Origin of the sequence: Propioniciclava sinopodophylli (genome assembly GCF_004324755.1) — a bacterium.
Classification (GTDB): domain Bacteria; phylum Actinomycetota; class Actinomycetes; order Propionibacteriales; family Propionibacteriaceae; genus Propioniciclava; species Propioniciclava sinopodophylli.
This window is the reverse complement of the sequence record NZ_SDMQ01000002.1, coordinates 26511-40194: the sequence shown is the minus strand read 5'-3', so window position 1 is coordinate 40194 and position 13684 is coordinate 26511. Positions and strand designations below refer to the sequence as shown.

12 protein-coding genes are annotated in these 13684 nt (G+C 72.0%); 6 read left to right on the top strand and 6 right to left on the bottom strand.

All coding sequences use genetic code 11. From position 1 onward, the window contains the following. Positions 1 to 13: 13 nt before the first annotated feature. Positions 14 to 193 carry a hypothetical protein gene (locus tag ET989_RS02410; RefSeq protein ID WP_131166974.1) on the bottom strand — a complete coding sequence of 60 codons (180 nt, stop codon included), beginning with the start codon at positions 191 to 193 and terminating at the stop codon, positions 14 to 16. Then, on the bottom strand, positions 190 to 1347 hold the full coding sequence (locus tag ET989_RS02405; protein ID WP_165489990.1) for a PspC domain-containing protein: 1158 nt from the start codon (positions 1345 to 1347) through the stop codon (positions 190 to 192). Before ET989_RS02405 ends, ET989_RS02410 begins: the two co-directional genes overlap by 4 nt. Positions 1348 to 1432: 85 nt before the next feature. Here ET989_RS02405 and ET989_RS02400 point away from each other — a divergent pair, with 85 nt between their 5' ends. Both ET989_RS02400 and ET989_RS02395 read left to right on the top strand, forming a co-directional pair. Next, on the top strand, positions 1433 to 2713 hold the full coding sequence (locus tag ET989_RS02400; RefSeq protein ID WP_165489989.1) for an ATP-binding protein: 1281 nt from the start codon (positions 1433 to 1435) through the stop codon (positions 2711 to 2713). Further along, positions 2710 to 3402, top strand: coding sequence for a response regulator (locus tag ET989_RS02395; RefSeq protein ID WP_131166971.1), 693 nt, complete (start codon positions 2710 to 2712; stop codon positions 3400 to 3402). The genes ET989_RS02400 and ET989_RS02395 overlap by 4 nt, the downstream gene beginning before the upstream one ends. A gap of 70 nt (positions 3403 to 3472) precedes the next feature. On the opposite strand, the gene ET989_RS02390 is transcribed toward ET989_RS02395, so the two are convergent. Next, entirely contained in the window at positions 3473 to 3736 is a 264-nt protein-coding gene (locus ET989_RS02390; protein WP_131166970.1) for a GlsB/YeaQ/YmgE family stress response membrane protein, read from the bottom strand. A gap of 118 nt (positions 3737 to 3854) precedes the next feature. Continuing rightward, the gene (locus tag ET989_RS02385) at positions 3855 to 5084 is read right to left on the bottom strand and encodes a phospholipase D-like domain-containing protein (protein ID WP_131166969.1); all 1230 of its coding nucleotides are present in this window, start codon (positions 5082 to 5084) and stop codon (positions 3855 to 3857) included. Between the two features lie 48 nt (positions 5085 to 5132). Here ET989_RS02385 and pcrA point away from each other — a divergent pair, with 48 nt between their 5' ends. Further along, positions 5133 to 7553, top strand: a complete 2421-nt coding sequence (pcrA, locus tag ET989_RS02380) for a DNA helicase PcrA (protein ID WP_131166968.1) — start codon at positions 5133 to 5135, stop codon at positions 7551 to 7553. A 19-nt stretch (positions 7554 to 7572) separates the two neighbouring features. On the opposite strand, the gene ET989_RS15215 is transcribed toward pcrA, so the two are convergent. Next, positions 7573 to 8445, bottom strand: a complete 873-nt coding sequence (locus tag ET989_RS15215) for a M23 family metallopeptidase (RefSeq protein WP_206662194.1) — start codon at positions 8443 to 8445, stop codon at positions 7573 to 7575. 194 nt (positions 8446 to 8639) lie between these two features. On the opposite strand from ET989_RS15215, the gene sucC reads away from it, so the two are divergent. Beyond that, positions 8640 to 9824, top strand: coding sequence for an ADP-forming succinate--CoA ligase subunit beta (sucC, locus tag ET989_RS02370; RefSeq protein WP_131166967.1), 1185 nt, complete (start codon positions 8640 to 8642; stop codon positions 9822 to 9824). A gap of 1 nt (position 9825) precedes the next feature. Continuing rightward, entirely contained in the window at positions 9826 to 10707 is an 882-nt protein-coding gene (gene sucD, locus ET989_RS02365) for a succinate--CoA ligase subunit alpha (protein WP_131166966.1), read from the top strand. Positions 10708 to 10711: 4 nt separating this feature from the next. Here sucD and ET989_RS02360 read toward each other — a convergent pair whose 3' ends face one another. Continuing rightward, a complete protein-coding gene (locus ET989_RS02360; RefSeq protein ID WP_131166965.1) occupies positions 10712 to 12331 on the bottom strand; it encodes a hypothetical protein in 1620 nt (539 codons plus the stop codon). A 97-nt stretch (positions 12332 to 12428) separates the two neighbouring features. On the opposite strand from ET989_RS02360, the gene ET989_RS02355 reads away from it, so the two are divergent. Further along, positions 12429 to 13676 (top strand): cell division protein PerM, encoded by a 1248-nt coding sequence (locus ET989_RS02355; RefSeq protein ID WP_131166964.1) that lies wholly within the window; start codon positions 12429 to 12431, stop codon positions 13674 to 13676. The last annotated feature ends 8 nt before the right edge of the window (positions 13677 to 13684 follow it).

Sequence of the window (13684 nt, the reverse complement as noted above, 5' to 3'; positions counted from 1 at the left end):
TCTTGCGGTGAACTCAGGCCTTGCCCCGCGAGGCGAACAGCCCGATCAGGCCGAACACGACGAGGCAGACGGGGGCGGCGATGGCGACCGTCGACCAGGCGACGGCGCTGAAGGCCTCCCAGAGGCCGACGCCGGCCAGGGCCAGCAGCACCAGGCCGATGACGAGGGCGACGACGTCCGTGCGGGGCTTCATGGGCGGACCACCACCTCACCAAGGCCGACCTCGACCTCGATCGTTCGGGTGGGCGCTGCTGGGTCGTCGACCCGCGACCAGGTGTGGTCGAGGTCCATGCCCTCGCGGTCGCCGCTCGGGGTCTTGATCTCGCCCAGGTCGACGTGGGCGTTCACCACGACGTTGCCCTCCCGGGGCACGCGCACCTCGACGTCGCCGAGGTCGAGGCGGTAGCGGAGCGTCTCGTCGGCGGTCGGGCTGGCTGCCAGGTCGATGACGTTCTCGCCGATCGGCAGGTTCTGGACGGTGCCGGGCATCGCGACGGGAGCCGTCACGTTCGCCACCGTGGGTGCCGCGACGGGGGTGAGGAGCGGGATGGTGCCCAGGCCCACGAGGATCGCCAGCGGCAGAAGGAAGCGGGGGCGTCCGTACGCAGCACGGGCGGGGCGGGCCGACCACACGAGCGTGGCCGCCAACACCAGCAGGGCGGACGCCGCCCATGCCAGCGGCTCGACCACGACGCCCAGGGCGGATGCGATCGCCAGGCCGGTCCATGCCGAGCCGACGCCGACGCCGACGCCGAGCCACGTGCGTGCGCCGCGGCGGCGGACGGCGGGGGAGCGCCGCGACACGGGGCCCGCGGCGGGCGAGTACAGGGACGACGAGGCGGCCTCGACTTGGGGTACCCAGTCGGCGGGGCGTCCGTTCTCTAGGTTGTCGAGGCGCTGCTGCCAGGCCAGCGCCACACGCTCGAACGGGGTGGTGGGCGGCGGCAGGGGGGCGGAGGCGGCGGGCGGCTCGGGGGTGCGCCGGCCGGCCAAGCCGAAGCGCAGGATGACCCAGGCCAGCACGAGCACGACGAACGCGCCCGGTCCGCTGCCGGAGACGGCCGCGCCCACGGTCGCGGTGACGAGGACGACGACGGTCACCAGCGTCGGCCACGACCACGACCGTGTGGCGGGGAACAGCTGGTGCAGGGGGGCCTGGCCGCCGCGCTCGGGCAGCAGGGCCCACAGGGCGGCGTAGGCGGCGATAATGAAGCCGTTGGTGAAGAACGCCAGCAACACGAAGGCGACCCGGACGATGATCGGGTCGATCGACCACGCCCGCGCGAGGGCTGCACAGACGCCGGCGAGCTTGGCGTCGGTGCGCACGCGCACAGGGAGGTTGGGCATGCTCCCATTCTTCCCGGCGTCGGCACGAAACCCATCAGGGTTCCCCCGATGGGTCCCCCGGGCTGTGAGCCCTAGCATGGGGTGCATGCTCGAGGCCTCCGCGAACGACGACTCGTTGAGCGTGATCCCCACCGGCCCCCGGCACCTGGTGCGGCCGCTGGAGCGCGCCCAGGTCGCGGGGGTGGCGGCCGGCCTCGGCGACCACATCGGAGTCTCCCCGCTGATGCTGCGGGCGGCGTTCGCCGTCCTCGCCGCGTGGCAACTCATCGGCGTGGCCGCTTACCTCATTCTGTGGCTGCTGATCCCGCCGGCGACCGGACTCCGCGCCGCCCCCGGCGTGGAGGCCGCCACCCGCCGGGGCCTGCGGACGGCCGAGGCGTCCGGCCCGCGCGGCGCGGACGTCGGCCAGGTGATCGCCCTCGGCCTGGTGGCCGGGGGTGGCCTGTGGCTGCTGCAGGTGCTCGGCTGGGGGCCCCAACTCCCGTGGCTGTTGGCGGGTGGCCTGGGCGCACTGGCGGCCGGGCTGGTGTGGTGGCAGGCCGACCGGGCGCAGGGGACGCCGTCGGAGCAGGCGAACGGCTGGCGCAGTTGGGCCCGCACGGTGGCCGCCCACTGGACCATCGTGCTGGCGCACATCGTCGCTGTGGTCGCGCTCGGCGCCTCGATCACCCTCGTCCTGCTGCAGCTGCCGCAGGTGGGCACGCTCGGCGTCCTGCTGCTGGGCCTAGGCCTGCTGGTCGCCGGTCTGGCGCTGCTTGCGGCGCCCTGGGTGCTGCGCGCGCGCCGCGCGCTGGGCCGGCTGCGGGAGGCGAAGCTGCTGAGCGACGCCCGCGCCGACATGGCCGCCCACCTGCACGACTCGGTGCTGCAGACGCTCGCGCTGATCCAGCGCCAGTCCACGGACCCACGCGAGGTGTCGCGGCTGGCCCGCCGCCAGGAGCGCGAGCTGCGTGAGTGGCTCTACGGCGAGGCGGAGGAGGCCGACACGCTCCGCGGGGCGTTGCTGGAGGCCGCCCTGGAGGTCGAGGACAATTTCCCCGTCACGGTCGAGACAGTCACGGTAGGGGACGACGTCGAGCTGACCCCGGCGCTGCGGGAACTGGTCCGCGCCGCGCGGGAGGCGATGCGCAATGCGGCCAAGCACTCGGGCGCACCGCTGGTCGACGTCTACGCTGAGGTGGGTGAGGACCTCGTCGAGGTGTTCGTCCGCGACCGCGGGCGGGGCTTCGACACCGACGACATCGCGGACGACCGGATGGGCGTCCGCGGCAGCATCCTGGACCGGATGGCCCGGCACCACGGCGTGGCGAGGATCCGGTCCTCGGCCGAGCGAGGAACGGAAGTGACCCTGGAGATGAGGCGATGAGCGAAGAGACCACCAGCCCCGAGACCACCGAGACCCCGAGCCAGCCGAACCGGCAGCGGCGCGTGGTCGTGGTCGACGACCACGCCATGTTCCGCAGCGGCGTCAAGCACGACATTGGCCCGTACGTGACCATCGTCGGCGAGGGCGAGGACGTCCCGACTGCCGTCGAGGCCATCACCCGCACCACCCCCGACGTCGTCCTGCTGGACGTGCACATGCCCGGGGGCGGGGGAATGGAGGTCATCAAGCAGGTGCACGCCACCCAGCCGGACGTGAAGTTCCTGGCGGTGTCGGTGTCCGACGCGGCCGAGGACGTGATCGGCGTCATCCGCGCCGGCGCGCGCGGCTACGTCACCAAGTCGATCTCCGGCGCCGAGCTCGTGGAGGCCATCGGCCGCGTCGCCGACGGGGACGCCGTGTTCTCGCCGCGCCTGGCCGGTTTCGTGCTGGACGCCTTCTCCGGCGCCATCGACATCGCCTCCATCGACGAGGACCTTGATCGGCTCTCCCAGCGCGAGCGCGAGGTGCTGCGCCTCATCGCGCGCGGTTACGCCTACAAGGAGGTCGCCAAGGAACTGTTCATCTCGATCAAGACCGTGGAGACCCACGTCAGCTCCGTGCTGCGCAAGCTCCAGCTGTCCAACCGCCACCAGCTGACGCGCTGGGCGACCGACCGCAAGCTGGTCTGAGCACGTCAGTAGACGGCGAAAGGCCCCCGGGAGGATTCCCGGGGGCCTTCTGCCTCCTCGAGGCCGCGTGTCAGGCGCGACGGTTCTTGGTGACGAAGCCCCAGATGACCAGGACCAGCAGCGCGCCGAGGATGGCGACGATCCAGGTCTGGAGGCTCCAGAAGGTGTCGAGGCCGACGTTGAAGACGGCGCTACCGATGAAGCCGCCCAGCAGGGCGCCGACCACACCCAGGACGAGGGTGGCGAGCCACCCGCCGCCCTGCGAGCCCGGCATGATGGCCTTGGCGATGGCCCCAGCGAGGAGGCCCAGAACAATCCAACCGATGATTCCCATGGCTCGAGGCTAACCGGGCTTTGCCCGTTTGCGCTAGCCACACGCCGCCCGTTCAGGGTTCAATCAGGTGCACCCCGGGAAGTCAGCCCTGAGAGACGCGCTTTACAGGCTCAGGGCCTCACAGGAGCGGTCGCAACGGAGCGATGATCCCCTCGGACACTTTCGCGGCCAGAGGGCGCTGCTCCCACTCCTCGAGCGTGAGCTCGCGGCAGTTACCGAGGTCCATGGTGAAGATCCCCTCCATCATGGCCGCGATGTCGGCGTTCAGCACCTCGGCGTTGACCTCGTAGTTGCCAACGAGGCTGAGGCGGTCGATGTTGGCCGTGCCAATCGTCGACCACACGCCGTCGATGGTGGCCGTCTTCGCGTGCACCATGGCGTTCTGGTACAGGAAGAGGCGGACGCCACGGCTCAACAGGGCGTGGTAGGACACCCGGCTCAGCCAGTCGGCGACCACGTGGTTCGACTCGGCCGGCACGATGATCCGGACGTCGACGCCGCGCTCGACAGCCTCCACGAGGGCGAAGACCAGGTCGTCGTCGGGGATCAGGTAGGCGTGGGTGAGCCAGATGCGTTCGCGGGCGCGGTCGATGGCCTCCAGGTACATGTAGCGAATCGGATACACGCCCAAGCTGGGCACGTTGCGGGCCAGCGTGATGGGTGAGTCCCACTGCCGCTGGTCCGGTTGTGCGAGCGTCGTGTGGTTCTTGGAACGCGTCTGGTTCCAATAGTCGACGAAGACGTTCTCCAGGTCGGCGACGGCCGGGCCGACGAGCCGCATGTGCGTGTCGCGCCAACGGGTGGCGTACTCCGAGCCGATGTTGTAGCCGCCGAGGAAGCCGATCGCGCCGTCCACGACGAGCACCTTGCGGTGGTTGAGGCCGGGGGCCCGGACGGGGAATCGGCGCAGGCCCGTCCACGGCCGGTGCCGCAGGACGTTGAGGCGCGGGTCGAAATTGAAGAACTGCTGGGGCACCACGAGGTTGGCGAACCAGTCGTAGACGAGGTAGACGGCCACGCCGCGCTCGGCCGCCGCGGTGACGGCACGCTTGAACCGCTGGCCCGTCCGGTCCGCCTTCCAGATGTAGGTCTCCAGCAGCACGGTGTGCTCGGCGGCATCGATGGCTGCGATCATGTCGTCGTAGAGGTCGCGGCCCTTGGTGTAGACCGTCACCTCGGTCTCGTCGGCCGGCATCGTCTGTGGTGGCATCGTGGGGAACGCCACGTGCTGGCGGCTGCGCCGGCGCCTGCGGTCGGCGATCATCAACGTCGCGATGACGCCGGCCTGCGCCGTGGCCAGCCCGGCCACGCCCCACCGCACCGCCGTGCGCACTCCACCGATGAGCATGGGCACAGACTAACCGACGCCCCCGCGCCAACTAGGCTGGCCGGTGCCATGACTGACATGCCCGACCTCTTCTCGTTCAACGCCGAGCCCGCCCCCGTGGAACGGGCGCCGCGCGAGGTCGGTGCGGCGGTGGCGGAACGGCCCGACCGCCGCCGTCAGCCCAGCGCCGACGAGCTCCTGGAGGGCCTCAACCCCCCGCAGCGCGAGGCCGTCATCCACGCCGGCTCGCCCGTGCTGGTCGTGGCCGGCGCCGGCTCGGGCAAGACCCGCGTGCTCACCCGGCGCATCGCCTGGCTCATCGGCCAGCGGGGCGTCCACCCGGGGTCGGTGCTCGCGATCACGTTCACCAACAAGGCGGCGGCCGAGATGCGCCACCGCGTGGAGGAGCTCGTCGGAAACCGCGCACGCCTGATGTGGGTCTCCACGTTCCACTCCGCGTGCGTGCGCATCCTGCGCGCCGACATCGACCGCTTCGGCATGGCGCGGACATTCTCCATCTACGACGACACCGACTCCAAGCGCCTCATGTCACTCGTGTGCCGCGACCTCAACCTGGACGCCAAGCGGTATCCCGTCCGCACGGTGATGAACGCCGTGTCGAACTGGAAGAACGAACTGGTCGACTTCGAGTCGGCCGCCCGCCAGGCCACCGGCGGCCACGACGCCGTGTACGCCGAGGCGTACGCGGAGTACCAGCGCCGCCTCGTCGCCTCCAACGCCCTCGACTTCGACGACATCATCATGACCGCCGTGCACCTGCTGCAGGCGCACCCCGACCTGCGCGAGAAGTACCGCCGCCGCTTCCGGCACGTGCTGGTGGACGAGTACCAGGACACCAACCACGCCCAATACGTGCTCGTCCGCGAGTTGTGCGGCGCGGACGCGGTGGCCGACGACAACCTCGTCGACCCGCCCGAGCTGATGGTGGTCGGCGACTCGGACCAGTCGATCTACGCGTTCCGGGGGGCGACGATCCGCAACATCCTCGACTTCTCCTCCGACTTCCCCGGCGCCCGGACCATCCTGCTGGAACAGAACTACCGCTCCACCCAGACGATCCTCACCGCCGCCAACGCGGTGATCGAGCGCAACGAGGGGCGTCCGGCGAAGAAGCTGTGGTCGGACGCCGGCGACGGCGAGCTCATCACGGCCTACGTCGCCGACACCGAGCATGAGGAGGCGCAGTTCGTCGCGAGCGAGGTGGACAAGCTGGCTGACGCCGGCGGCCGGTACTCCGACGTGGCGGTCTTCTACCGCACCAACGCGCAGTCCCGTGCGTTCGAGGAGGTGTTCATCCGCGTCGGGCTGCCCTACAAGGTGGTCGGCGGCGTCCGCTTCTACGAGCGCCGTGAGGTGCGCGACGCGATCGCCTACCTGCGCGCCATCGCGAACCCGGCCGACGACGTGAGCGTGCGCCGCATCCTGAACGTGCCCAAGCGCGGCATCGGCGACCGGGCCGAGGCGATGGTGGACGCCTTCGCCGCCGAACATCGCATCCCGTTCGGGCACGCGCTGGACCGCATCGACGAGGTCGTCGGCCTGGCGCCCCGCTCGGCCAAGCAGCTGGCGTCCTTCGCGGCGATGATGGCCGAGCACCGGCAGCTCGTCGCCGACGGGGTGAGCGCCGACCAGATCCTGGCGTCGATCCTGAACGAGTCCGGCTACCTCGACGAGCTGCAGAACTCCACCGACCCGCAGGACCAGACGCGCCTGGAGAACGTCATCGAGTTCGTCAGCGTCGCAGGCGAGTTCGTGGCGGCCGCCCACACCGAGGACGTCGGGCCGGGGGAGTCCGGGCTGCTCGGCTCGCCCGAGCCGGACGACTCGCTGCCCGCCTTCCTGGAGCGCATCGCGCTGGTGGCCGACTCCGACCAGATCCCGGCAGCAACTGAGGACGGGGGCGAGGGCGTCGACCGCGGCGTGGTCACCCTGATGACCCTGCACACCGCCAAGGGGCTGGAGTTCCCCGTCGTGTTCCTGACGGGCTTCGAGGACGGGATCTTCCCGCACATGCGGGCCATGTCCGACCCTGACGAGCTCGCTGAGGAGCGCCGCCTGGCCTACGTGGGCATCACCCGCGCCCGGCAGCGGCTGTTCCTGACGCGCTCCACCGTCCGGGTGATGTGGGGACAGCCGCAGTACAACCCCGCGAGCCGGTTCATCGGGGAGATCCCGGCGCACCTGCTCGACTGGCGCCGCCTGGGCAGCCAGGTCGGGTCGTGGGCGTCCGGCTCGTCGCGGCGCACGGAGCAGTCGTGGCGCAGCACGGTCGGGTTCGGCGCCAAGCCGGCGGCACCCAAGGTGGTCTCGCCGCTGGGCACGGGCGACCGCGTGCTGCACACGACGTTCGGGATGGGGACCGTCACCGCGACGGAGGGCGCCGGCGACAACCTCAAGGTCGTCGTGGACTTCGGGTCGGCGGGGTTGAAGAAGCTCTCCGTGCGGCACGCACCCATGGAGAAGCTGTAGGGGCCAGCGCCCCGGAGGATCAGCGACCGGCGTACAGGTACGGCGCCGGGTCGCTGTTCACGCCGCTGACGTACACCGAGAAGTGCAGGTGCGGGGCGGTGGAGAGGCCGGTGTTGCCGACCGAGCCGATGACCTGGCCCTTCTTGACGGTCTCGCCCTCGCGGACGGTGATCGTGTGCATGTGCAGGTAGGAGGTCTCGACCGGCTTGCCCTGGATGGTGCCGTGGTCGATGCGCACGTTGTTGCCGGAGCCACCGTTGTAGCCCTGGGCCGCCTTGGTGACGACGCCGTCGGCGACCGCGTGGATCGGGGCGCCCACGGCACCGCCGATGTCGGCGCCGCCGTGCAGGCGGGTGTAGCGCAGGATCGGGTGCAGGCGCATGCCCCACGGGGAGCTGATCTCGCCCTCGGTCGGCCAGTAGAAGACCTGGGAGGCGATGCGCTCGGTCTCGGCGTCGATGGCCGAACCGGTGGTGCTCAGGGCCTGGCTACGGGCCTGCGCGGCGACCGAGGCCTGCGTGTCGGCGACCTGCTGGTCCACGGCGTCCAGCGAGCTGGCGCGGGCGACGGCGGCGGTGTTCACGTCGATCTCGGGGCGGTCCGTGCTGCGGTCGGTCACCGAGCCGCGGGCACTGAAGGCGTCGGTGGTGCCGATGCGAGCGGTCTCGACCTCGGAGGTGGCGGCGTTGGCGGCCGACACGCTCTGCGCGATGCCCGGCGTGATGACGGCAAGGACGCCCACGGTGGCGGCGGCGCCGAGCGCGATGCCACCGCGCACGAAGCGGCTGCGGCGGGCCATGCGGCGGGGGAGCCCCGCCTCGGGCAGGAAGGCCTCGTCAGGGTCAACGATGGCACAACGCGGCTGGTAGGAGCCCGAGTTGATCCGTGCCACGCTGTGCGCCTTTCCCTGAGAGATCTCAGCCACCGAGTGGTGGCCGATGCCCGCTGCCGGGCCACGAAGGACACTAGCAGTTCCTGTGTGATTCTCAGAAATCTTCTCAGACTTGTTGCCATCCCGGGGTTGCCACTCCCGGTACCCTCGTCGCGAGGTGTCGCATCGACGCGACACGCACGAGGACGGAGAGCATGGATCTATACGAGTACCAGGCCCGCGACCTCTTCGAGGCGCACGGCGTCCCGGTGCTGCGGGGCCTGGTGGCCCGCACGCCCGCGGAGGCACGTGCCGCCGCCGAGGAGCTGGGCGGCGGCGTCGTGGTCGTCAAGGCACAGGTCAAGGTGGGCGGTCGCGGCAAGGCAGGCGGCGTGAAGCTCGCGAAGTCGCCGGAGGAGGCGGAGCAGCACGCGCGCGCGATCCTCGGCATGGACATCAAGGGACACCTCGTGGAGGCCGTCATGGTCGCCGAGGGGGCCGACATCGCGGAGGAGTACTACTTCTCCATGCTGCTGGACCGTGCCAACCGCGACTACCTGGCGATGTGCAGCCTGGAGGGCGGCGTCGAGATCGAGCAGCTCGCCGAGGAGCGCCCCGAGGCCCTCGTCCGGCTCAACCTCGACCCACGCACCGGACTGGACGAGGCCGCGGCGGCCCAGATCGTCGAGCAGGTCGGCTTCGCCGAGGACATCGTGGGCCAGGTCACCGAGGTGCTGACCCGGCTGGGCGACGTCTACCGCGAGGCGGACGCCACGCTCGTCGAGGTGAACCCGCTGGTCAAGACCGGCGACGGGCGCATCATCGCGCTCGACGGCAAGGTCACCCTCGACGACAACGCCGACTTCAGGCACCCCGAGCGCGAGGAGTTGGTGGACGCCACGGCGATCGACCCGCTCGAGCTGCGCGCCCGCGAGAAGGACCTCAACTACGTCAAGCTCGACGGCCAGGTCGGCGTCATCGGCAACGGCGCGGGCCTCGTGATGAGCACCCTCGACGTCGTGGCGTACGCCGGCGAGGACCTGCCCGGCAGCCCCAAGCCCGCCAACTTCCTCGACATCGGCGGCGGCGCCTCGGCGCAGGTCATGGCCGACGGCCTGGACATCATCCTGTCCGACCCGCAGGTCGAGGTCGTGTTCGTGAACGTGTTCGGCGGCATCACCGCGTGTTCCGAGGTGGCCAAGGGCATCCGCGAGGCACTCAAGCAGCTCGGTCACCGCGCCTCCAAGCCGATCGTCGTCCGCCTGGACGGCAATGCGGTCGAGGTCGGGCGCGCGATGCTCGAGGAGTACGCGCACCCGCTGGTCAAGGTGGTCGAGACGATGGACGAGGCGGCCCGCACGGCCGCGGAGCTGGCCAGCGCGGCCATGGAAGGGAAGTGACATGGCCATCTGGCTGGACCACCGCAGCAAGGTGATCGTGCAGGGCATGACCGGCACCGAGGGTCGCAAGCACACCAACCGCATGATGATGTTCGGCACGCGGGTCGTCGGCGGCGTCACGCCCGGCAAGGGCGGGCAGTCGGTGACGTTCGAGGAGGACCCGATCCCGGTGTTCAACACCGTCCGCGAGGCCAGGCACGCCACCGGGGCCAACGTGTCCTGCGTGTTCGTGCCGCCACCGCACGCGAAGAAGGCCGTCCTGGACGCCATCGACGCGGGCATCGAGCTCGTCGTCGTCATCACCGAGGGCATCCCGGTGAAGGACACCGCCGAGTTCCGCGCGGCGGCTGAGGAGAAGGGCGTCCGCCTCGTCGGGCCGAACTGCCCGGGCCTCATCTCGCCGGGGCGCTCCAACGTTGGCATCATCCCGCCGAACATCGCGCGCGCCGGTCACATCGGCCTGGTGAGCAAGTCGGGCACGCTGACCTACCAGATGATGTTCGAGCTGGGCGACATCGGCTTCAGCTCCTGCATCGGCATCGGCGGCGACCCGATCATCGGCACCACGCACATCGACGCGCTCGAGGCGTTCGAGGCCGACCCGGAGACCGACTGCATCGTCATGATCGGCGAGATCGGCGGCGACGCCGAGGAGCGGGCGGCCGCGTTCATCCGCGAGAACGTCACCAAGCCGGTCGTCGCCTACGTGGCGGGCTTCACCGCGCCCGAGGGCCGCACGATGGGCCACGCGGGCGCCATCGTGTCCGGCTCCTCGGGCACCGCGGCGGCCAAGAAGGAGGCGCTGGAGAAGGCGGGCGTGAAGGTCGGCCGGACGCCGTCCGAGACCGCCGCGCTCGTGCGCCAGGTGATGAAGGGGCGCTGAGTCCCTACGGCAGCTGGGTGAGCCGTTCCGCGCCACGCAGGGCGACGGTGTGGAACGGCTCGTCGGCGAAGTCGAACTCCGGCGTCGGGTTCGCCATCAGGTAGATGGCGTGGTTCCCGGCCGCCAGCACCGCGACCCGGAATCGGGCGCGCGTCTCCGCCTGGTCGACCTGCCGCGTCACGACGAACGCGGTGCCGGTCCCGGCACCCGTCAGGTCGCCGGTGCGGGCCACCTCCGCCGTCGCCGTACGGCCGGCGCAGCTGTCGAAGTTGGCCGCCAGCGTGGCCACGAACCCGGCCGCCTCCTCGGGTGTGGCGAACGTGTAGACCACCTCGTCCAGGCCGAAGCCGGCGGGGGCCGCCGCGTCGTCCTGCAGCAGCAGCGTTCGCTGCTGCGCGCCGGACGCGCCCGGCGCCTGCGTCAGGTCGACGCCCTCGCAGCGCGTGCCGGGGGCGGTGACGGTCGTGGAGACGGGGGTTCCGCGCCACTCGCCGGCGGCGGCGGTGATGCGGGGCACGTCCACTCCTGCGAGGAAGCCGAAGGGCTCGACGGCCGGCGGGACGCCGTCGGCGATGGTCGCCGACGGGGACGGGCACGTGCCGTTGTCCCCGCACTGGCGGGTGAAGGTCGCGTTCAGGGCCGCCAGCAGGCCGGCTACCTCGGGGGCTTGGGTCGCCTGGGTGGCATCCACGACGTTGACGCGCGTGCCGACCCGGCTCACGAGGATGGAGTGGTACTCCGGCTGGCCGGCTTGGAGAACGATCGTGGCACCGGTGGACTCATCCCCCAGCCCCTCCATGTCGAGGCCGCCCTGAACCCAGGCGGTGTTCCGCTCGCAGGCGCCCAGCTGGGCGACCCGCGCGGCGTAGGCGGCGGTGGCCTCCTCGGGGGTGGCGTAGGTCTCCACCTGGTGGAGGAGCCCGCCCGCGTCGCCGGCGGTGGGCGAGAAAGTCCGAACCAGCGTGTCGGCCGGCTGGGCCTCGAGCTCCGGGACGGGGGTGACGCACTTGGGGGCCGGGGTGGCGGCGTCCAGCGTGGTGGCGGTGGTCACGGCCTCCCACGTGGTGTCGGGGCGGACGCCGGCCAGATCGGCGGGCTGCATCAGGTAGGTGGCGACGGGGTCGATCGTGGGCGTCGGCGTGGCGCGCGGCCCGCCGGGACCGTTCTCGCCGGCGAACCACCAGATGCCGGCGACGAGCAGGGCGACCGCGGCGATGGCGGCGATCGAGCCCAGGACCAGGCGCTTGCGGTTGCGCGGCTGCGCGGCCTCGCCCACGGCGGGGTCCAACTCGGGGTCGGGGGTGCGGGGTGACATCGCGCGGGTCGCGTCGGGAGAGAGGGCAGAGCGCCGCGGCAGAGGGCGCTCCTCGTCGTCCGGCAGGTCCATGGCGGAGAAGCGACGGCCCGCTCTCGCGGGTGCGTCTTCGGAGGCCGGCAGCACGGCCGGCGGGGGGATCGGGGTGCCGCCGGTGGCCGGGGCCGGGCCCCCGGGCTCGGAGGTGGCTGACCAGGCCCCGCGTCGGTGGGCGGCCGGGTCGGGGCCGTCGAGGACGTCGTCGGTGTCCGGAACCTCATCGCGCGGGGGTAGCGCCCGGCGTGGCGTCGGACCATCCTGCTCGTCCATCTTCCCCCCTTGCTCACGGATCACATCTCCTCGACTTTACCAAGCCGGGGCGTGTCCCCACGATTGCGACGCGACCGCGGGCGACGATGGACGCATCATGCGCACGCCCCTGGAACCCCGACGCAGCACCGTGAGCCTCACGGTGGCGTCCCCGACCGAGCCGACGGCCCCCGAGAACCCCCGCATCCCGTACGTGCCCTGGCTCGTCGCCGCCCTCGTCTGGACGGCCTGCGCCGCCCTGCTCGGCTTCGTCGTCGTCGGCCTGTTCGCCAGCGTCTCCTGGCTGACCGCCATCCACCTCGCGGCGGCCGACGTCTTCGCCACGATCGGGCAGGGGTGGCTCGCCCTCCACGGCGCGGCGGCGTCCATCGGCGGCGTCCACCTGGGGATGGTGCCGCTGGGTCTGGCGCTGCTCGTGGCGGCCGCGTGCGCCTTCGCAGCCCACCACGCCGCCGGCCAGTACGACCTGGCCCCGGACGCCCCGCCGCGCACCGCGTGGCTGGCCTGGGCGGGCGTGACCGGTGCGGGCGTGGGCGCCTACTTCGTCGTCGGCGTCATCCTCGCCGCCGTGCTCGGCGGACCCGCCCAACTCGCCGCGGCCGTACCGGGGCTGGTGCTGCTGCCCCTCGTCGGCTGCGGCGTCGGCGCCCTCTCCGGCCTGGGGCTGGAGCCGCTCGCCGGCCTGCCCGAATGGGTCCGGCGCCTGCCGGGGGCGGCGGGCCTCGGCCTGGCAGTCCTGCTGGCCGGGGGGCTGCTCGCCGGCATCGTCGCGCTGGTGGCGCACTGGCCGCAGGTGGCCGCCCTGCACGACTCCCTCCAGCCGGACACCGTGGGCGCGGTCGTCCTCACCCTCGTCCAGCTCGCCTACCTGCCCAACCTGATCGTGTGGGCCGGGTCGTTCGCGCTCGGCGCAGGGGTCTCCCTCGGCGGCACGGGCGTCGTGGCGCCCGGGGTGGCCATCCCGACGGTGCTCCCCGCGATCCCCGTGCTGGGCGCGGTGCCCGGCGTCCCCGGCGTGGCCGACTGGGCCTGGCCGCTGGTCGGCGTCGCCGCCGGGGCGGCGTCGGCCTGGTGGCTGCTGCGCCAGAGCGCGCCGGAATGGCAGCCCTGCCTGTGGCAGGGCGCCGTGGCCGGCGTGGCGCCCGGCCTCGGCTGGCTGCTGCTGGCCTGGCTGTCGACCGGCGACCTCGGCGTCGACCGGCTGGTCGGCTTCGGCCCGCGCTTCCCCGACCTGCTGCTGTGGGCGACGCTCCCGCTGGCCCTCGCCGGCGGCCTCTACGGGGTCGGCCGCGCCCTGTGGCTCTCGCGGCGGGCACCGGCGGCGGAGGACGCGCCCACTGGATAGGGTGAGCC